12 protein-coding genes, 1 pseudogene and 1 riboswitch are annotated in these 21,533 nt (G+C 57.0%); of the genes and pseudogenes, 12 read left to right on the forward strand and 1 reads right to left on the reverse strand.

Going from position 1 to position 21,533, the window contains the following annotated elements:
• Nucleotide 1: 1 nt before the first annotated feature.
• The 9 genes from ACXAH0_RS23315 (at nucleotide 2) to ACXAH0_RS23355 (ending at nucleotide 9,103) form a co-directional block, all read left to right on the forward strand.
• A complete protein-coding gene (locus ACXAH0_RS23315; protein WP_475195462.1) occupies nucleotides 2-1,105 on the forward strand; it encodes a phosphatase PAP2 family protein in 1,104 nt (367 codons plus the stop codon).
• 115 nt (nucleotides 1,106-1,220) lie between these two features.
• Complete coding sequence (locus ACXAH0_RS23320; RefSeq protein ID WP_475195464.1) at nucleotides 1,221-3,365, forward strand: S8/S53 family peptidase; 2,145 nt, start codon at nucleotides 1,221-1,223, stop codon at nucleotides 3,363-3,365.
• A 495-nt stretch (nucleotides 3,366-3,860) separates the two neighbouring features.
• The gene (locus tag ACXAH0_RS23325) at nucleotides 3,861-4,760 is read left to right on the forward strand and encodes a hypothetical protein (protein ID WP_475183877.1); all 900 of its coding nucleotides are present in this window, start codon (nucleotides 3,861-3,863) and stop codon (nucleotides 4,758-4,760) included.
• A 322-nt stretch (nucleotides 4,761-5,082) separates the two neighbouring features.
• Nucleotides 5,083-5,302, forward strand: a riboswitch (cobalamin riboswitch).
• Nucleotides 5,260-5,448 carry a hypothetical protein gene (locus tag ACXAH0_RS23330; RefSeq protein ID WP_475183879.1) on the forward strand — a complete coding sequence of 63 codons (189 nt, stop codon included), beginning with the start codon at nucleotides 5,260-5,262 and terminating at the stop codon, nucleotides 5,446-5,448. Its footprint overlaps the riboswitch before it by 43 nt.
• 12 nt (nucleotides 5,449-5,460) lie before the next feature.
• Nucleotides 5,461-6,258 (forward strand): DUF4198 domain-containing protein, encoded by a 798-nt coding sequence (locus ACXAH0_RS23335; RefSeq protein WP_475195466.1) that lies wholly within the window; start codon nucleotides 5,461-5,463, stop codon nucleotides 6,256-6,258.
• Nucleotides 6,259-6,389: 131 nt separating this feature from the next.
• Nucleotides 6,390-7,016: a cobalt transporter CbiM gene (cbiM, locus tag ACXAH0_RS23340; RefSeq protein ID WP_475195468.1), complete on the forward strand. Its 627-nt coding sequence runs from the start codon at nucleotides 6,390-6,392 to the stop codon at nucleotides 7,014-7,016.
• On the forward strand, nucleotides 7,013-7,663 hold the full coding sequence (locus ACXAH0_RS23345) for a cobalt ABC transporter permease (protein WP_475183885.1): 651 nt from the start codon (nucleotides 7,013-7,015) through the stop codon (nucleotides 7,661-7,663). Before cbiM ends, ACXAH0_RS23345 begins: the two co-directional genes overlap by 4 nt.
• 2 nt (nucleotides 7,664-7,665) lie before the next feature.
• A complete protein-coding gene (gene cbiQ, locus ACXAH0_RS23350; protein WP_475195469.1) occupies nucleotides 7,666-8,463 on the forward strand; it encodes a cobalt ECF transporter T component CbiQ in 798 nt (265 codons plus the stop codon).
• A complete protein-coding gene (locus ACXAH0_RS23355) occupies nucleotides 8,447-9,103 on the forward strand; it encodes an energy-coupling factor ABC transporter ATP-binding protein (RefSeq protein ID WP_475195471.1) in 657 nt (218 codons plus the stop codon). Before cbiQ ends, ACXAH0_RS23355 begins: the two co-directional genes overlap by 17 nt.
• A gap of 109 nt (nucleotides 9,104-9,212) precedes the next feature.
• Here the strand turns inward: ACXAH0_RS23355 and ACXAH0_RS23360 are convergent, their stop codons facing one another.
• Nucleotides 9,213-9,818 (reverse strand): substrate-binding periplasmic protein, encoded by a 606-nt coding sequence (locus ACXAH0_RS23360; protein WP_475195473.1) that lies wholly within the window; start codon nucleotides 9,816-9,818, stop codon nucleotides 9,213-9,215.
• Between the two features lie 336 nt (nucleotides 9,819-10,154).
• Between ACXAH0_RS23360 and ACXAH0_RS23365 the strand changes: the two are divergent.
• The 3 genes and pseudogenes from ACXAH0_RS23365 to ACXAH0_RS23375 form a co-directional block, all read left to right on the forward strand.
• Nucleotides 10,155-10,280, forward strand: a pseudogene (locus ACXAH0_RS23365) (leucine zipper domain-containing protein); the annotation flags it as partial.
• A gap of 166 nt (nucleotides 10,281-10,446) precedes the next feature.
• On the forward strand, nucleotides 10,447-11,127 hold the full coding sequence (locus tag ACXAH0_RS23370; protein WP_475183893.1) for a hypothetical protein: 681 nt from the start codon (nucleotides 10,447-10,449) through the stop codon (nucleotides 11,125-11,127).
• A gap of 1,957 nt (nucleotides 11,128-13,084) precedes the next feature.
• On the forward strand, nucleotides 13,085-21,533 hold an 8,449-nt coding region (locus tag ACXAH0_RS23375; RefSeq protein ID WP_475195475.1), incomplete at its 3' end, for a DUF4214 domain-containing protein.

Consider the following 21,533-nt stretch of genomic DNA (forward strand, 5'->3'; position numbering starts at 1 on the left):
AATGGCATATTTTGGCGGGCTGGGCGGTCTTGGTGGTCTTGGTGGTCTTGGCGGTCTTGGTGGGTTAGGAGGTTTAAACGCCACGGGATTGGGTGGCTTGCTCGGAGCTGGTGCTGGCGGGGCTTTGGACCCCATAACCGTCCAAGGTCTTCAAACCAGTGCCCAGGCAATTGGCTATGTTGCGGGAGAAGAGCTCGGGCACCCTTCCCGTGAGATGGCATTTTCATCCGCTGAGAATTTGGGAAGTTGGGCTGACTGGGTCCGAGCGTCCATCTATCTCAGCGATTTCATGAGTGAATTGACATGGGACACCCAAACAGGTGCTTCCGATGCAGTAACGCTTTCCTACCGGCCTCGCTCCGGTGCGGCGTCGCAACCTTTCTTTTCCATTGTCCGGCCTGACGGGGAAGTTTTTGACAAGCAATTGGACTTGGTAAAATCCTACATTGATCAGCGCCCGGAACGGACAGCTGAAATCACTTCGCAACTTGGGTTTCCAACACCATACTTTGCGATGATTTTGGGCCTTGTTCCTGCCCGAAACCGCAAGACGCTTGAGTTGATCACGCTGACGCAGGTTTTGGCAGCGCATGTCGCCATGATTGTAAAGCATCATCTTGCCATTCGGCGTCCGGACCGGATCGGGGCATCGATCTTACCTATGATTCCAACACCGGGACATGGCAGCTTCCCGAGCGCCCATGCGACAGAGGCCTTCGCTGTTGTCCGTATGCTTGAGGGGCTTGTCGATGCGTCGGGATCTCACTACCCGGATGCGGATAAGCGGAAGAGATTGCTTCGAAAACAGGCAGAACGGATCGCTGTAAGCCGGACCGTGGCCGGAGTTCACTATCCAGTGGACAGCTGGGCAGGCTCGCTCATAGGCAAAATGGTTGGCGAGATTGTTCTGAACAAATGTGGCGCCACGGCTCAGATGCGCGGCCTGAAATATGAGGCAAAGGCCGAGTCCGATTTCATGGTCTCTGACTACGATCCGTCCAAATGGGGCAGACATGGTGTCAGCGAGATGGACCTGTGTACCGTGGCCAAAAGTGACCAGTTCGAGTGGCTCTGGAAGAGCGCGGTTGAAGAGTTCGACCTCTAGTTCAACAAATGTTCAACCGAGGCGAGTTGAGCGGGATAGTTGTTCTAAAACAATGAACTAGAGCATTTCGCGCCAATTTTTGGTGTAGAATGTTCTTGGACGAGGAGGCTCGGCAATGACTGATGCAAACACCTCTGTCTTAGCTGGGGCAGACGATCTTTCGATTAAGAACTACAGCGGTCCTTATGAAGCTTGGAATTTCGGCGTCGGCAAGGAATATGCCTTTCCGGTGTATCGCCGAAAGAACCTGAAGTATTTCACGGCTTTGGCCGAGCACTCGGAGCCGCATGTGCCAAGAGCGGCGCAAGCGGGGGCTTTCAAGTCTGACCTTGACCCGTGGCTGCCGACACTTTGGGGCGCCGAAGAAGGAGTTGCGTTGCGGTTTTGGCCGATCGTCGTAGAAAGCCCTTTAAAAGGCGATGGTGCTTTTGAGGGGCTGATGCAACGGCTTCGCACAGCGCTTGACCGAGAAGCTGTTTCAAAGGCGCGCTTTCGTATGGCGTTTCCTGTTGAAGAACAAGCTATGCACCAACTCTCGGCACCGGGGCCAGGTGAACCTGATTGGTTTCCCGACCCAGCGGTATCGGTCGATCCGACGGGCAAGAAGACCATCAATGTGCTGGGTGTGATAGATGATGGTATCCCGTTTGCGCACAGCAATTTTCGGGCGCCTGATGGCTCAAGAACGCGTTTGGAATTCTGTTGGCTGCAATCTGCCCCTAAGGAGGAAGGGAACACGCAACCGGGCGTTCTGTTTGGCAAGGAGTTTGACCGCAAGACCATAGAGGATCTGATCCGTGATCATGGCGAGGATGAGGACGCACTCTATGCAGCTGCTGGCGCAGCCCGAGATAGTTTTGGAAGCGGAGCTGCGATCAGGCGGCTTGTGACGCATGGGGCACATATCATGGATGTCGCCGCTGGATATGACCCCAACAAGGCCAGCGAACCCCCGGAAGAAACGCGTCTAATCGCGGTACAGCTGCCCAATACGTATCCCTGGGATACGTCAAGCTTCGGCAAGGATATGTATCTTTTGGCAGCTGTTCACTACATTTTGGAAAGGGCAGAACGGATTGCCAGAGGCTACGGCGTTGATGACATTCGGGTGACGATCAATTGCAGCTACGGATTTTCCGCAGGCAGACATGATGGGCACTCCGAATTGGAAGCAGCTATTCATGAACTTGTCACTGCTCGGCGTAAGCTGGGTCGGCCAACCGCCTTTGTTCTTCCTTCCGGAAATACGTTTCAGGACCGCCTTCATGGCGAAGTCACGGATAAGGATTTGGAAGCGGGAGAATTTTCATTCCGTTGGGTAATTCAGCCCAATGACAGGACGTCAAACTACCTGGAAGTCTGGTTTCCTGATGGGCTCGATCCAAAAGGCTTTTCCATCTCAGTTCAGTCGCCTTTCGGCACGGTTAAAGCAAGCATGGACCTGACGCCGGACAGATCACACCAAGACGGTGACCCAAGGCGCTTTGAGGTGTTGCGGGCTGGAGATCCGCCAATTGGGAGCCCTGTCGGATTGATCTGTCTGGACAACCACAGAGGATTGGGCCGCTGGCGTGTGACCTTGGTTGTTGCGCCAAGCGAACCCGAAACGGCCGGTCTTGCAGCGGGGCCAGCGGGGGAGTGGAAAGTTACTCTCAGCCGGTCTCAGGACGCTCCAGAACTTCATGGTCCGCTCTATGTGTGGGTGCAAAGGGATGTTGATCTGGAAGCGTTTCGAAAGGGCAACCGGCAGAGTTACCTGAAAGATGACAACTACAGGGTCGTGGATGACACAGGTGGTCAAGCTGACGGGGATGTGCCATGCAGCTATGTCAAGCGTTTTGGCTCGATGAACGGTGTGGCAGCTGCCTCCTCCTCTCTGATTGTCTCCGGCTGCCGTCCGGCTGCGGGCACCGATTGGAGCAGGCCCCAGCCGGTGCCGTCCGGATACAGCTCCGCCGGCAAACCCGGGGCAGGGGATCTGGTCGGCCAGGTCGATTGTACGGCGCCGTCGGACCGGTCCCATGTGGTGCCCGGCATTCTGGCGGCGGGTACACGCAGCGGGTCCTATGCCCTGGTCCAGGGAACCAGCGTGGCCGCGCCCCTGGTGGCCCGAAGACTGTCCGAAGCCTTCGCAAGATGCACCGATGAACAGGTGCGGCAGGCGGAGGCTGACAACTATCTCTCCATTATCGAGAGCACAGAACTCCAATCTCAAAGTGTGGAAGACTCTGCCCGGCTTGGAAAATTTCTTGTTCTTTGAACGAGGAGATATGAAAAAACTCTGAAAGGCCCGGTTTTGACCGGGCCTTTCGTTTTGTGAGACGGACTTTTCACGCTTTACTCACGCGCATCACAGCAGCGGATATTGTAAATACTACTCTTAACGGAAGGGAAGCCAGACGCGGTTTGGGTTTCATCTTCGGAACAGGGCGAACTACAATTTCAGGTCGTGTTCCGGGTCTTCCTGGGTCAATGGCGGTTCAAACGGGTCCGTTTGAGCCAAAGAACATTGATCAGCTGGAAAAAGCGCGGGCATCTGCAGCGCGGTTTCAGAACCGGCGGACGCCCAAGGGGGAGGGAGGTGATGCGTCTTCCCCCGGCTTGGATGTGACATATCCGGGCCCTGAGGGGCCCGAAGTGAGGAAGCCGGCCCCATCGACCATCCTTGGGCAGGCTCGACGCCTGTCAAAGGCACCGGCTTCCTCAGGTCACGTCAGCACAGAGGCAGCGGTCGGCAAGGGCAGTGGAGGTTGTCATGTACGTTGATATTCTGGAAGCGACGGTTCTGAACAACACGCGCTATGAGAAAGACCCCAACCGGTGTCTCACCTATCATATTCTGGACGACAACCGGGTGCCTTTGACCCAGGAACAGGTCGCCATCGAGTGGTCCGCATCGGGCAAGGGGGAAGACAGCGCCCCAGTCCGCATCCGCCGGTCTCCGCTGCGGGTCTGCGCCGGGGGCGATGCCTGGATCAATGTGGTGATCGAGGTCTCCCGCTACCTGGGCTACAATAGAACCTTTTTCGATATTCTTGAAAATTACTACCACACCGCCAGCACCGCCTGGCCCGAGCAGTCTTTTGACGAAGTGATTGCGAAAAAACCGTTCCGCATTCATGTAGATACAGGCGTTTATGACTATTTTGTCTTTTCCGGCGGGGCCAATGAGCTTCTGGGTGGCTCGGCGCTCACCCGCCTGCTGAAAGACCGCAGCGCGGCGCTCGGATCGGATCGAGCGGAGGATTTCCTCAATCTGGACCGGCTTGACGCAGTGCTGGAGAAGGTCAGACAGGGCTATCACGAGCTTGCCGGCTATGTTTTGAAAAAAGCGCCGCGGACACAAATCCTCGTCCATGGCTATGACTACCCGGTGGCCCATAGCGATGGCCCCTGGTTCGGACGGCCTTTTGTGAAGCGCAATTTCAGGATCGAGGCGGACAAGAAGTTGATCTCCGGTATCCTGCACCTTTTGGTCGACCGGTTTTACACCATGCTTCAGGAGATTGATGCGCTCTATCCGAATGTGACGCTGGTCGACATCCGCAATGTTGTGCGCGGACGCTGGACAGACGAATTTCATCCGGACCTTGAGGCGTCAAAAGACATTGCCGGATTTTACCGTAACGTCATTGACGGCTACCCCATCGTTTAGTGAAAATAGCGCTTAGGACAGATTTGCCCGCCGCGGCCTGACATCAGAACTTTTCTTGACCCGGGCAAATGTGACGACAGCTCAAGGTTCGCGGCACGCTCCACAGGAGCGGGAAACAGTTTTTTAGCGGGACACCGCACCAGACCTTTTTGCTGAATGCCCAGAACAGGCAGGACGCGCCAAACCTTTGATCCAGGACTTTTTTTTAATCTTGTTCAGTGGCGGAGCCTGGCTCCGCCACTTATTTTTTGGCCTTGCCCAGCGAGGCGCATGCCAAAAGTCTCTTGCAGAAAGACGATTGACAAGGCTGCTGGATCAGGGCCAAAAATGCCAGGTCAACGGTTTCCGGCGCCAGATCCTGGCACCGGGATTAAAAGGGAACACGGTGAAGCGTACCCATCAGGGACTAAAGCCGTGGCTGCCCCCGCAACTGTAGGCGGTGAGCTGAAACCGACAAAGCCACTGGCGCAAGCGCGCGCCGGGAAGGCCGGTGGATGCCTTGACCCGCAAGCCAGGAGACCTGCCGCTGATTGTCATGGCCGGCCAGCCGGACCTGACACCGCAACCGGACGCCGGGGTGAGCGTCACGCGGCCAAGCGGCGGGACACCCTCCATCCGCTTTCCGCTTCTTTCCCCGACCGTCCTTTCAGTCGACCAGACCGGGCAATCCGTCCCGGTGGCCCATTGAGAGAGACGTCATATGACACTTCGCAAGCTTGGCCTTGGTGCGCTTTGCGCGGCCACATTGCTGACCCCTTTTGCTGCCCAGGCCCATTTTCAGCTGGCGTATACGCCTGAGGTCAATCTGGACAAAGCCGGGGATGTCCCGGTGAAACTCCTGTTTTGGCATCCGTTCGAAAACGGCCATGTCATGGATATGGCCGAGCCCCTTGAGGTTTATGCCGTGCATCGCGGCCAGAAGATCGACCTGAAGGACAGCCTGAAGCCGATCACCTTTTCCGGGTCGGAAAATGAGGCCGCAGCCTTTGACGTCACGCTTCCGGTTAAACGCAGCGGGGACTATGTGCTCGTCGTGGAACCTGCACCGTACTATGAAGAAAGTGAAGACATCTATATCCAGCAGATCACGAAATCCTACGTGACCAGGAACGAGATCCCGACGGACTGGATGGAGCCGCAAGGGCTTGCGACAGAAATCCTGCCGCTGAACCGGCCGACCAACATTGTGGCCGGTTCCACCTTCTCCGGCCGGGTCCTGTCAGAGGGCAAGCCTGTGGCCGGAGCGGAGATCGAGATTGAGTATATGGCCGCAGAGCCGGACATGGATGCCAACACCCCCACCGCACCAACTGCGTCTCCCCTGCCGGGCGGGGGCATCGTCGCAATCTCCGATGACAACGGCTATTTCACTTTCGGCATCCCGAAGGCCGGGTTCTGGGGATTTGCAGCTCTGGGCTCCGGTCCTGCAAAGGAGCATGAAGGCAAGGAACTCAGCCAGGATGCGGTGATCTGGATCCGCGCCTACGACGTCGACTAGAGCAAAGCGCGTTTCATCGGATTTGCCTTTCGCAGCCTGAAATCAGAGATTTCGACACAAAAGACAACACGAATTGAATCCCGATGAACGCGATAGCTTCTAAAACTCCTGGACATAGCGGAGGGAGACCAATGCATATTGTTGATGGCGCCTTGTCGATGCCGGTTGTTCTGGGCGGTGCAGGGCTTGCGGCCGGGGGCATAGCCCTTGGCCTGCGCGCCCTGCCCATGGAGAAGATCCCGGCGGCAGGGGTGCTGAGTGCGATGTTTTTCGTCGCCTCTCTCATCCATGTGCCGGTCGGTCCCTCCAGTGTCCACCTCATCTTGAATGGTCTGGCCGGGCTTGTTCTCGGCTGGGCCGCTTTTCCCGCCTTGTTTGTCGGCCTCTTGCTGCAAGCTGCCTTTTTCGGCTTTGGCGGGCTCACCGTGCTCGGGGTCAACACGTTGAACATCGCGCTGCCTGCTGTTGCGGTCTACTATCTGTGTGGCCGGGGAGCGGCCAGAGGGTCGCCTTTGGTGGCCGCTCTTTGGGGAGGGGCGGGCGGGGCGCTTGCCATTGTTCTGACGACGTTTCTGGTTGGCGCAGCCTTGGCCTTGAGCGGAGAGGAATTCGTTCCGGCCGCCAAACTGGTGTTTTTCGCCCATCTTCCGGTGGTGGCCGTCGAGGGACTTTTGACCGGCTTTGCCGTCTATCTGGCGCGCAGGGTCAAACCGGATCTGTTTTCCGCTCTTCACTCGCCCATCAGGAGGACCCCATGAGACGCGCTGCCATCTTTTTGCTGTCAGGCCTCTTGTTTGCCGGCATGGGCCTGCTCCCGGCTCAGGCCCACAAGGTGATTGCCTCGGTTTTTGCAAACGGGGACGTGATTGAGGGGGAAATCGGGTTTTCCAACGGCGACATGGCCACAGGTGCCCTGGTTGAAGTCTTTGACGAAGATGGCGCCAAACTGGGCGAGGCGATCACTGACAGCGATGGCTTTTTCACCTTCACGCCCAGCAAGCGGGTTGTCCATGTCTTCAAGGCCAATCTCGGGGCCGGTCACATCGCCCAAGTGCGTATGGAGCTGGAAGACCTTCCGGAGATCGGTCAGACGGCAAATACTGGTGGGGGTGAAACGGGGACAGGGCCACAGAAAACACGCCCGGCAGCCCTGCGGCAAACCGCACAGACGGTTGAGGAACAGGCAGGCCAAGCCTCCCTTGCAGCACTTGAAGAAAACCGGGAGCAGTTACGGCAGATGATCCACAAGGAGGTGACACCTTTGAGGCGGGAGATTGCCGCCTACAAGGAAAAGAACGACTTCCAGACCATTCTGGGCGGGATCGGCTACATTGCCGGGCTGTTCGGCCTCTTTTTCTACCTTGCCGCACGGCGCAAGCTGGCTCAGGCGGAGGGGCAGGCCTAGGCATGGGGCACCTCGTTTCCACCGGGGCGCCGGGTCTCGTCCGCTCCGGTCAAGTCCAGGTCAAAACGGGTCTGGACGGGCTGGACCCGCGCACCCGCATTCTGGCGGCTGCCGCCTTTGCGGTTCTGATGGTCAGCCTCAAGAGCCTCGCCGTGCTGCCCCTCGGGTTAGCTGTTGCCATTGCAGGTCTGCTGGTGGCCCGTATTCCGGTCAAGGCAACCTTGCGGCGAATGGCGGCGATGGACGGTTTTGTTGTCTTCATGCTGGTGCTGTTGCCTTTCACGGTTCCAGGCTCACCGCTTTTCACTGTGTTCGGATTCGGCTTTTCCCTAGAAGGGCTTGCCCGGGCGGCGGAGATTGCCCTGAAGGCAAATGCCGTCATTCTCATGCTGATGGTGCTTGTGGGAACGCTTGAACCGGTGACCCTTGGTCATGCCCTGAACCGCCTGAAAATGCCACAGACACTGGTCCATCTCCTGATGTTCACCGTGCGCTATATCGACGTGCTGCATCAGGAATACCTGCGCTTGCGCGGGGCGATGAAGGTGCGCTGCTTTCGACTGCAAAACTCGCTGCACACCTATAGATCTGTTGGCTATCTGGTGGGCATGATGCTGGTGCGCTCAGTTGACCGGTCCGAACGCATTCTTGCAGCCATGAAGTGCCGGGGATTTACCGGAGGGCTCCCGTTGCTCGACACGATGCGGTTCACCGGCCGGGACGGCGTGTTCGCTGGGGGCGCAGTCCTGCTGGCGCTCTGTCTCTTGGGCTTGGAGGGAACGATTGGCGCCGCTGCTTGAATTGACTGGCCTCCGGTTTGGCTATCCCGGCCATACACCTGTTCTCAAAGGCGCGTCCCTGTGCCTGTCAGAAGGGGAACGGCTGGTGATCAGCGGCCACAATGGGGCTGGCAAAAGCACACTGCTGCGCCTGATTGTCGGACTGTTGGTGCCTGAGGCAGGCACTATCCGCGCCTTCGGGAGGCAGTGTGCCACTGAATCGGATTTTCAGGCTGTCCGGCGCAGGGCCGGGTTTGTGTTTCAGGATCCGGACGATCAGCTGTTTTGCCCGACCGTTGCCGAAGACATTGCCTTTGGTCCGCTCAATCTGGGCAAGAGCCGGGCAGAGGCGGCGGACATCGTTGACCGTGTTTTGGCCGAGCTGGATCTTTGCCCGCTAAAAGAGCGCATAACCTACAAGCTGTCGGGCGGCGAAAAACGGCTTGTCAGTCTGGCGACGGTACTGGCCATGTCCCCGGATATTTTGCTGCTGGACGAGCCGACCAATGCCCTGGACGGGAAAAATGAAGCCCGTTTGATCGAAATTCTGTCGGGCCTGCCGCAGGCCATGATCATCGTCTCCCACGACGCGACCTTCCGGGACCGTCTTGGCACCCGCACGTTGGCCTTGGAAGATGGTGTGCTGGTGGCAAAGCCTTAAAACAAACCCCGTCAGGTCTGTTTCTGCCAGGTAGCTTCGTCAAAGACCGGAGAAGACTGTGAAATCCGCGTCCGAACGGACCGCTTGATGCCCGGTTCGCCCGGGTGCTTCAGTTGCCCAGAGGGCTCATATGTGTGACCTGCTTGAGCGCTTCGGTAATCAGGGGAACAAGGGCTGCGTTCTTTTCGTGCAGATAATGATAGAGATGCACGGTTTTGACCGGGGTTTGCAGGTGCCGAATGCAGTCCAGGTCATGTTTCGTCCGATATTTCTTCAGGACGGCTTTGGGGCCGAGAACCGCATCAAGACGCCCGGCCTTCAGCATGTCGAACAGTTCATCGAAGGTCTCGCCGGTCCAGACGTTTTCATAGTCTTGTGTCAGGGTCTCAAGAACCACGGCCCCGGACAGGCGGCCGACGCGCTTGGACGGCAAGGCGGCCCGGAAGAGCGCATCCTCCCCCACGTCCTCACATACAAAGACCATGACGGGGATGGCAACAAGCGGGACATTGACGCGCATAAGGGTTGGAAATTTGTCTTCCACCGCAGCACTGGTCGCAATTTCACCGTCGGCCCGTCCACTGGACGCCATCAGCAAGGTTCGTGAGTGCGGTGCGCGGACAATCTTGACCGGGATCTCCAAAATGTCATAGGCGGAGAGAACGAACTTGGCAGCCTGTTCCGCCGGGGCCGCATTGTCTGCCATCGTTAGCACGAGCGCTTGCTCCGCTTTTGCCAGGGAAACAGACAGCAGGACAACCGCAAAGCTGAGCCAGACCGCGTGGACACAGCAGGATCTGGCAGAAGTCGTTAAGCGCGTTGGGACAAGGAACATTCCAAACGCTAGCAAATCGGCACGAACTTGGAAATGCCGGTCTTCCCGGTGTGGGGCAAAAAGCGGGCAAGAACCGTCACGCATTTGAAACAGGTCAAGCCCACTCCAAGCCATTGTCGCCCGAGGTTCTAGGTGTGAGCTTTCAACAGGTTGTCCCTTCGGGGCTTTACGAGGAGACTGGAGTTCCCACACTTCACGCCTTCCCGGAGCAGCCGAATGAACATTTACCAGAATGCCCGATTGACGCCTCTTGGTCGAGTGCGGCTCGTCCGTTTGATGGACAGCGGGCACACGCCGGAAAGCGCCTCACAGCTTGCAGGCGTTTGCCCGCGAACCGCGCGCACGAGCGTGAATGACTTGCCGATGGGACCGAAGGCGCTGCGACAAAATTTCAACTGAAAATCGCAAAAATCTGGTTGCGCACCTCTCCGCATTATTGCTAATGTTTTCTTAACGCTATCAAATATTTCTGAAAGATGGCTCTGACCGAAGGCGTTGTCTTAGCAGGATGCGTGATCCGGTAACGGCAGGGGACTGGGGCAAGGTGGACAGAAGAGAGTTTGATCTCTCCGGGCACAGGGAAAGTGTGCCTGGCGAAACGAGAACGGCTGTGCAGGCGGGTGGCGCGGCGGTGGATGCCAGGTTATTCGGCGGCGCGGCCGACACGGCGCGGGTCAAAGGCAATATGGTGGTCCGGTTGGCGGAGGAGTCCGAGGCGGACTATCGCGCTGGTGTCTATCTCGCCCGTGAAGCGCATCAGAACACGATCTTCCGTGACATTCCGTTTTCTGAAGCAAAAGCCCGCGCGATTTTCGACAAGGCGATGGCACAGCCGAACCGGTTCGGGCTGATCTATGCCGTTCCAGCCGGCAGTGAGCCACTTGCAGAAGAAGGCCTCTACGGCTTTGCCTCGGTTCTTGCGGGGGAGTATTTCCTGGGGTCTGGAGCGCTGATTGCAACAGTGCAGACGCTGAATATCAGCCAGCAGCTCTCCGGGAAGGTGCTCGCAGGTAAAGTTGCTCTCCGGCTGATGCAGGCGGTCCGGCATTGGGTAAAGGAGCGGCGTTGCGCGCACGTAATGGTGCATGTGACGAATGGAATAAACGTGGCTGAGAGCGACATTTTTTTTCGTCGCTGTGGGTTTGCGACATTGGGGGGGAGTTATGTGCAAAACATCTATGGTGTATAATTCTACAACCTTTGTTGTATCCATGTTGGTTGTAAGGTGGATTGTGCGAACAAATAGTTTCAAGTGCCCGTCATTTATTTCGTTTAATACGCAAAAATTCTTATCGATTTTCGATATCTACTTGAGAGCTCAGAAGAAAATTTCGATAGAAGTAGTATTGGTGAAAATGAGATGTCTCTTTGATTTTTATTTTTTAATAATCAGTTTTCTTGTGGGAATTAAAAGCAAAAGAGAATTAAAAAATTCATATATTTAACTTTATATCTTGAAGTATTCAAATATATGTTTGGTGATTCGTTGTCCTTGTTAGTTTTTTGTGAGGTTATTTGTCTCAAGAAGCGCTCAAGTAGGAATGTATTCTTTTTTGGATTTTGGTCGGAGATATTTTAGAATGCTTAGATTGATATATGGATCCGCTTTACTTCTAATAAATGTACCAATTGTTTTTTTTATTGCTTATTTATTTGATGGAAAGATAGAATATTATGTTTTGATTGTGTACGCTTTGGTTTTTTTGTCAATTTTCATCATTTTAATGCGCAGATTTTAGGAGGGGCATATGGCTGGCGGTAGCAAAGTAAAAATTGGAGCAAAAAGTGAAGCCCTCGTACTATACGGCTCGAAGGAAGAAACACCCATCTGGGATGGGTCCATATGGAAGCACTCGCATATTGGTCAATACAATATTCCAGACACGTACTACACTATACGAGAAGAATACGTGAATGATGAGTACTATGCTCCTGATATCGGTGGAACTGTAACTTATGGTCAGAGAGGAACAGGGGCGATCGTTTCGCTGTCCGCGGATCCCAACACATTTGTTGTTGATCTTGAGTTTTCGGGTGCTTTTAGGGGCTTTGGGCTCAATTTCAGCAGCAAAATTGATCTGCCAAACTTGAAGGTTGATGATTTCAAGTCGTTTGTCGGTGCTCAGTTTATTCAGGGGGACTTTTGGACTGCGCTGGGGGTGGCGCAGGGCTACTCAGTCAAAGGCAACGCAGGATTACACTACGAGGACGGCAAGTTTAGAGTTGGAGCGGAAGGGGTTGCAAAGTTTGGAATTATCTTAGGTAGTTTGGAGCATCAGTCAAATATAAAAGCGGATCTTACCGATTTTGTTCGAAGATTAGAAGAAATATTTGTAGATCGTTGCTTTGCTGGCGGGACTCCGATTGTTTTGTCGTCTGGTACGTTGCCTATTGAGGAAATTCGCCCTGGCCATACCGTTCTTTCATTTGATTCAACAGTTGAATTGGGTCGGGGAGCGCTGTTGCCGCGAAAAGTCGTTCGGGTTTTCGAAAATATAACAGATGTTTGGCTTAGGTTGTGTTGGGTAGACAACGGTGAAGAAAAAGAACTGGTGACGACACCAGAGCACCAGTTTCTCTCCGCGAATGGCGGCTTTCGTGAGATCGATAGTCTAGTTCAAGGCGGTAAAGGAGTTTTGGTGTTAGCCGACGGCACAGAAGTCGAAGTCACTTCAGAACGTATTGTTTATTCCGCAGAGACCGCAGATATGTTCGAACAGGGTGAAGGTTACTATTACCCGGAGAGCGGAAGTCTTGCGCTTAAGCCTGTTTATAAGAAAGGTTGGAAAACATACAACTTTGAAGTTGATGAATTCCATACCTATGTGGCCGGTGGTGTAAGAGTCCACAATGACTCTTGGGCAGATGGGAAAGGGTTTGAGTATCAGAAAGAAAATTTTGCTAGTGGAAATGCCGTTGCCGTTACTCAACTTGAGGGAGTTGTGCCGCTAAATGGGCATGCGGTCATTGGATACAGAGCGAACCAAAACTCATCCTATGATTCAACGTCTCAAGGCCGAGCAGAAGCCGTTGCATTTGGTGCTGCGGCTGCGGGCGGAACAAACCGCGAGGTGAATGCTGCGGCATGGAGTGAATACCGCGCGAAAAACATAGATAAGTCTGGTGTTGGCTGGACGTCCGCTTTCATGAGTGCGAAAGACTTTTCCCGTCTGGAAGCGTCGATCAAACACGGTCGCGACAAGGGTAGAGACTTTGCTGCTTCGTCGGCCTCGGACAGAGATTCGGGCCGTGACTCGGAGGGCTCGACCGTCGACACGACCCGTTCCCGGGAGACGGGCATTGGCAGCGGTGGCCTTGGCGACTACGACAATGATGGTGAGGTCAGCGCACGCGAACACAATCGCGCGGAGGCCGAAGGGAAGTACGGAAACAACAAAAGCGAAGGCGAATCCGGCGGCGATGGCGACGGCAACGGCAAGCCTGTTCTTCTTGATCTTGACGGTGATGGGATCGAGGTCACGGCGCTGGATCGGTCGACCGTATTCCTCGACTCTGAGGGCGATGGGTTTCTGCGCCGCACGGCCTGGGCGGGCGAGGGGGACGGGATCCTTTACTTTGACCCTGACGGCCGCAACGAGATCACCGAAAAGCGCCAGTTTATCTTCACCGAGTGGGATCCGACCGCAACCAGTGATCTGGAAGCCCTGGCCTCCGTCTTCGACACGAACAGCGACGGCGTCCTGAACGCCAGTGATACGGATTTTTCCAAATTCAAACTGATGGTGACCAATGCGGATGGGTCGCTCGTCTCGAAAACCCTGGCCGAGCTTGGCATTACGGAACTCGACCTGACGGCGGACGCAACCCATATCGAGCTTGCCGATGGCTCGGTGATCACCGGACAGACGACCTTCAAACGCTCCGACGGCACCACAGGCACGGTCGGCGACATGCTGCTGGCTTCCGAGGCCCAGGGACACCGGGTCGAGCAGGTGGAAACAACCGATGGCAGCGGCAACCGGGTGCTGACCTCGGCCGCCTATGCGGCGGATGGCAGCAAGGCTTATGAGATCCACTCGACCTTCAGCCCGGACGGGCTCGATATCACCAACCGCTATGACGACAATGGCGACGGGGTGACCGACCGCATCCAGACCATCGTGACGGTGGTCAATCCGGATGGCAGCCGCACCGAAACGGAATCCAATCTCAACGGCAGCGTTGCGGCAACGGCGGTGCTGGAAACCCGCATTGTCACGACGACGAGCGCGGACGGCAAGGTCGAGACCATCGAACGCGACCTGATGGGGGGCGGCTGGTTCGACCAGCGCGAGGTTCGCACCGAGCATGCCGACGGCAGCCGGACGATCGTGCTCAGCGATCTGGCGCAGGACGGTTCGGTGATCACCAGCCGCTCCGAAACCGTCTCGGTCAACGGTCTTGTCCGCACCGAAGGGACGGATCGGGATGGCGACGGACTGGCCGACACCACCGTGACCCACACGGTGACGGTTCATGTCGATGACAGCCGTACCGAAACCGTGGCAACCGCCAACCGGGACGGATCCCTGCGCGCGCATGTTCAGGAAGATGTCAGTGCGGATGGTCGTACCAAGACGATCCTGCGCGATCTTGATGGCGACGGCGATACTGACACGCGCGAGGACCTGGCCATCACCGTTGCCCCGGATGGTGTTACGACCTCCGTGCTCACCGTCAAGAACGGCGACGGCTCGGTGCGCAGCAGCTCGACGACTGTCCAGTCGGACGATGCCTTGACCAAGACGACCGAGCTCGATCAGGACGGCGACGGCGACATTGATGTCAAGACCGTCGAAGAAACCGTGATCAATGCCGATGACAGCCGCGAGACGGTGGTCACGGTGACAAACACTGATGGTTCGGTGCGGGCAAAAACGAAGGAAACGCTCGGCGCGGACAAGGTCAGCTCCACAACCTGGGCGGATCTCAACCAGAACGGGAGTTTTGAGTCTACGGACCTTGTGTCTTCTGTTGCGGTCAGTGCTACAACCAATGAGAGAATCGCGACAAGTTACACACGTAATGCGGATGGGTCCGTCAATGCCGTCACAACTTCAACGACAAGTTCCGACGGTCTGACGAAGACCGTTACAACCGATGCAGACGCTGACGGCGACACGGATCTGAGCGTTTCCGACGTCACGGTTCTGAATGGCGACGGCACCTCCACACGGACGGTTACGACCAGCAATCAGGATCAGTCCCTAAGGACTGTAAGCGAGACCGTCACCAGCGCGGACGGACTGACGACGACAGTCCGGACCGATGTTGACGGCGATGGCGCTTATGAGGAAAAGTCCGTCGAGACGCGGGTTCTGGAGACCGATGGCGGCACCACGCGTACTTCGTCGAGCTATGCCGGTGATGAGACGAATTTGCTGGCGCGGACAATTGTGCATGACAGCGCCGACCGGCGCGTGCGCACGGTCACGGTCGACAGGGACGGCGACGGCAACACCGATTCGCTCTCGGTCAGGAACGAAGGCAGTGACGGGGCGATCACACTGACCGAGACGGTGACGGCCAATGACGGCACGGTGCTGGGGCAGACGGTGACCAGCACCAGCGCCAACGGTCTTGTGAGCGAGACGGCAACGGACCTTGACGGTGATCTGACCGCTGACGTTACGGCGACGCGCACAAGTGTTTTGAATGCTGATGGCAGCCAAACAACCACGCAACAGACGTTGAACGGAGATCAGTCGCTCAGAAGCGCGTCTGTTGTGACTGTCAGCGATGACGGGCTGGAGACAAGCACGGCGACAGACAGCGACGGAGACGGCACTTTTGAGCGTGTCGTCACCGAGACAAGCGTTCTGGAGAGCGACGGCGGCACCACCGCGACGGTGGATATCCGGTCTTCGAATAATACGCTTTTAAGCCGGACCCGGACGGAGGTCAGCGACGACGGTCTCGTGACCACCGTCAGCACCGATGCCGATGGTGATGGAACCTATGATCTTGTCGAGACGTCCACGACGGTTCTGAACACCGACGGATCGACAGTTGTGTCCAGCGAACTGCGCGATGGCGCTGGTCTTCTGCGCAGCGCATCGACGCGAAGCGTCACCGACAATTCCCGTTCTGTCGTCACGACCGAAGATGTCGACGGCGACGGCAATACGGATATCCGGACCACGCAGACGATAGCCGATACCGGCATTGTCGAAACGCTGACGGAGTATCTTGCATCCGACGGCAGCCTTCAGAGCCAGACCAGATTGGTCACCAGTGCCAATGGCCTGATCACCACGGCTGAGGCCGATCGGCTTGGCGATGGAACTTTTGAAACGGTGGCAACCACCACCCGCGTTCTGAATGCCGACGGGTCTGTTACCGAAACCAACGACCTCAAGGGACGTGACGGCACACTTTGGTCCCGCTCGGTCGCGGCAACCGGTGACGACGGTCTGTCGAGCAGCCTTGCCGACGATCTGGACGCGGACGGCCAGGCAGATCGAACAACGGCACGCCAGACGGTGATTGCCCAGGACGGCACGGTCACGACGACGACCGACGTGGCTGCACAGAGTGGCGCGCTCATTGAAAAGACGGTTGAAACCGTCAGCGGAGATGGCCGCACGACCTCGCTTCATGTCGACCGGGATGGCGATGGCCAGAACGATGAGGATATGGTCACGACCGTCGGCGATGACGGTGCCACGACAACGACTTCGTCTTATTTTGCTGCAACTGGCGCGCTGGTGGCACGGATGGTTGCCACGGAAAGCGGCAACGGTCTGACCCGGACGATGGGTTACGACCTTGACGGCGATGGTCGCGATGATCGCACCCTTGCGGCCAGTATTACCCTAGGTTCCGACGGCAGCCGGACTCGAACCGCTGAGCACCGGGACGGTGCGGGAGCGCTACTTGCCAGGGAGCAGGTCATCACATCCGACGACGGTCTTTCCAGCACAGCTTCCCTAGATCTTGACGGTGATGGCAGCTTCGAGACGGCTACATCCTTCAGCACGACCTTTGCTACAGACGGCGAGACTCTGGAGACCTGGGAAACGCGCAATGCTGCAAATACGTTAACAGCGTCTCAGACACGTACGACCAGCGGAGATGGCCTTGATGTCGCGCAAACAACCGACTTTAACGGAGACGGTACAGATAACCGGGTGAATTCCCTTCAGCTTGGCGCGTCAGGCGGCAGTACGGAAACGGTGAGCCTTTACGGCTCAGGTGGCGCGCTCCTGCGTAGCTCGCAGACTGTTATCAGCGCTGACGGGCGCACCGTGACCTCCACGCTCGACCGGGACGGCGATGGATCTGATGACCTTCAAATGGTAACGCAGATCGATCTCAGCCGCACCGAAACGGTCACCTACACCGACAGGGCAGCGGATGGGTCGACCGAGGCCGTTATCACCAAGACGATGTCGGCCAATGGGGCCACTCAGAGCTACGCCTTTGACATCGACGGTGACGGTACGGCGGACATCACCCGTGTCACCACCATGTCCCATGATGCGGCAGGCAACGAGATCAGCACGTTTGAGGAACGCGGTGCAGACGACCGTCTGGAATTCTCCAGCACGACAACGACTTCGGCCAACGGATTGCACTCGACAACTGTGGTGGATTCCGACGGCAACGGAGAGGTGGACAACACCGAGATCACCGTCACCACCTTGAACGCCGACGGGTCGACGACGACCAACAGCACCGACTGGTTCGACAACGGCGCTTTGCGTTCCAGCTTCGAGGAAACCGTCAGCGCCGATGGCAGAACGGTTAACCGAGCGTATGACTTTGACGGCGATACGGCTGTCGACAAGACATTCGTATCCGTGACTGGAGCAGACGGCAGTGTCACGATCACCGAGACGGCTTTCGGTGACAAGGGCACCCGGAGTTCCGTGACCACGACGTCTGCCGACGGTCTTCAGACAACGATCCTTCGAGATGACGTCACCCAGACGATCGACCGCTCTCCGGTTGAAAACGGCAGTTATTCCTGGGGCAATGGCGTCACGGCAACATCGACGGATGCGCATATCATCGTCGCCCATGCGGTCGATGGCCTGGGCCTGGAAACCTGGGAGATGCGAAAGACCGTGAATGGCACCACGGCCGTCTTCACCCAGACATTCGACGCCGAGGCCAAGGAGCGTCTGCTCGCCGAAGCCGCGCGGATCTACGATGCCGTTCTCGATCGCGATATGGATCTGTCGGAAGTCGAGGTCCTTGTGGAACACGCGGCCGACAGCCAGCTGAATCGCGTGGCGCTGACCAAAGCGTTGCTTTTGTCCAACGAATATGCGGTCCGGTACGGCACTTTGAGTGATGCAGGTTTTGTCGCGCGGCTTTACCACAACACACTCGGGCGCGAACCGTCTCTTGACGAGTTGGAAGGCCATCTCTCGGATCTCGACGGCGGCACGGTCACACGTGCGCAGATTGCGGCGGATCTGGCAGAAACGGCGGAACATAATGTGGTCGGCAACGGCCATACCGAGACCACCAACCACGATGTCTTCCTGATGGATCTGGAAAAGGAGGACCCGCTTCAGGTCTCCTTCGACGGTGGTGCGGTAGAGATCGAAACCGACGATGCCAATATCCTGATCGGCACCGCGACCGGTGAAACGCTGAACGGTGCGGGCTATGACGCAATCTACGGCCGGGATGGCGACGACACCCTGATCGCCTCGACGGAAGCCACCGCCCTGATCGGCGGAGCAGGAAACGATACGCTCAAGGGCAATACCGGTGAGGATAACCTTGCCGGCGGCACCGGAGACGATCGCCTTGAAGGCGGTGCAGGCGACGACACCTACACGTATGAACGCGGAGACGGCGACGATGTGATCGCTGACACCGGCAGCGGCGCAAACGGCGACACGCTGGTGTTCGGCAAGGGGATCGGCGTCAGTGACCTCTCGTTCTCCCTGTCGGGCGCGAATCTGGTCATCAGCTTCCATACTGAAGGAACGGCTGAAGCTGCCGCAGCTGCGGCGGCTGGTCTGGCGCCTTTGACCGGAACAATCACGATCGAAGGTTGGACGTCCTCCACGAAACGGATTGAGCGCATCGCTTTTGACGATGGCGACAGTCATTGGATCGGTCATCTGACAGCGTTCAATGAGGATACGTCAGGCACGGGAACCCTAACTGGCGGCAGCGCCAACGAATGGCTCTCCGGTCTTGACGGTGATGACACTTTGAACGGCGGCAACGGGCACGACCTGATCAATGGCGGCGCGGGAAATGACGTGCTTGATGGTCAGAGAAGCAACGACACATTGCTGGGCGGCGCAGGCAACGATGATCTGCGCGGTGGCCTCGGGCACGATGTTCTTGATGCCGGTGCGGGAGATGCTGTGTCTGGCTGGCAGTTGCTCGCTGGTGCTCTTGGCAATGACCAGTACTTGATTGGGCGGGATAGTGGACGTGTCAGCGTTGCTGAGCATGACGGCGACGGCTTCGACACCGTTTCATTTGAAGATCTCAGCTTCAAGGACATCAGTCTTTCAACATACGATTATTCGACTGACACCGACAATCCGCTCGGCGCGACATCAGAAACAGAGCCGGATGCTCTGGTGTTTTCCTGGGATGACGGCAGCGCGACCGGTGAGGTGTGGCTGAACGATAGCGGAAATCAGATTGAACGGTATGAATTTGCGGACGGGAGCACCGTTAGTTCGTTCTCCATGGGCGATGACGGTAGGCTTGAAATCACTGGCGCACAGCGAAATCTGGAATACTTGACGCTCGTTAACGGCAGCTTTGAGGCGCTCAATCTCAGCAACGGTCAGCACGTCTACAACAATTTCTCCGGCTGGTACAATTCATCGAGCAACAATGGTGTGTTCGATCCAAGCGCCGGGTCGTTGACGGACGTTCCGGATGGCGAGAACATAGGCTTTGTCAATCACAGCAGCCGGTATATCCGCCAGGACACGCCGCATGCCGTCGAGGCCGGGGCGACTTATACGTTCTCGGCGGAACACGTGGTTCGCATCGATGATGGCCCAGCGCCACTGCGTTTGAGAATAATAGTCGGTGGCGTCACCGTGGCGGATGAGATTTTCCAGCCCGGGGAGCGCGACACATCTGCGCGCGTAGGTGTGTCCTTCGATGCCGACGCCTTTCCGCAACTGATCGGTAAAACGATCCAGGTCATGATTCAGTACGGCAGTAGCGGCGGTGGGGCGGCTGTCTGTTTCGATGATGTCAAGCTGGTCAAGGAAAGCGGCGGGGCGCTTGTCAACGGCACTGACGCCAGTGAAGTCCTTCTTGGCACCGGTGGCAGGGACTTCTTGTCAGCCGGTGCCGGTGATGATGAAGTTCATTATGGTCTTGGAGACCAGTTCTGGACGTCGACCGGGGCGCGGGATGTTGGTGGCGAGGGAACCGACAAGCTTGTGGTTGATGCGGGCTCCGGTTTCGTGACGGACGCGCTCTCCTCGCTCGGATTTGAAGCCTTTGAAGGGGCCGAACTCAACGACCGCGTGACCGGAGATCTGGACAGTATCGATTACGTGCTGGACGGCGGTGCCGGGAATGACATTCTGACGGGCAGCGCTGGCAGCGACACGCTCATAGGCGGCGATGGCGACGACACGCTGGACGCAGGGGCCGGCGTTGCAGGTAAGGAACAGAGCGCTGACGGTGGTGCCGGCGACGACACCTACATCATCGGGCCGGAGACCTCCCATCTCTGGATCAGCGAAGATGCCGACACGGCCATCGGCGGCAACGACACCTTGCAATTTGTCGACATTGCCGAAGACCAGCTCGACATCGAAATCGTTGACGATCCCTTGCTCGGCGTGTTTACCCAGATCTCCTGGGGAGATGCTGCAAGCGGTAAATGGATCCGCTTTGCCGGCGCGAGCGTGCCAGTCGAACGCTTCAGCTTCACAACCACCGAAGAAATGAACACAGAAGCATATGTTGTTCGCGATCTTGCGACGAATGCGCTTGAGAAAACCGGAGGTGGCACTTCCTGGAACGGTGGGGCTTTTTCTTCAGAGGGTTTTTTCGGTGCGGGAACGGTCCTCACAACAGCCAGCCAGACGAACAAGACAGCTGTGATCGGACTATCTGCCGGCCCTGGAGATCCGGGCTACGCTTCGATAGACTACGCGCTTTACCTAGCTTCAAACGGGACACTAAGCATCTATGAAGCCGGTGCGCTCAAGGTGTCGTCGATCTCCTACCATACCGGTGACGCTTTTGCGGTTGAACGTCTTGCTGACGGCACGGTGCGATATCTCCAAAACGATGAATTGATCTATACGAGCGCAACCGTTTCCGATCCGTCTGTTGAACTGCACGCAGATGCAACTCTGCTGCAGGTTGGCAGCCGTCTTGGCGACACGTTTGTGAAAGTCGGAGCCAGCGAACCTGAACTCGTGAACTGGATCGTCGAGCCGGTCGTGGCCGTTGCCGCATCAATCGGACCGGTAACTACAAGCTACGAAGACCTGAACGGCGACAACAATGTCGATGCTGTTCTAACGTCTGAGGACGGTTCGATCTGGACACGTCTTGGCGATGGTCAGGGCGGGTTCGGTGAGGCTCAGGCGCAGGGCCGCGACTTTGCGACGAATGTGCTTGAGAAGGTTGGTGGCA

This window comes from Roseibium sp. AWQ4_290 (assembly GCF_056160985.1).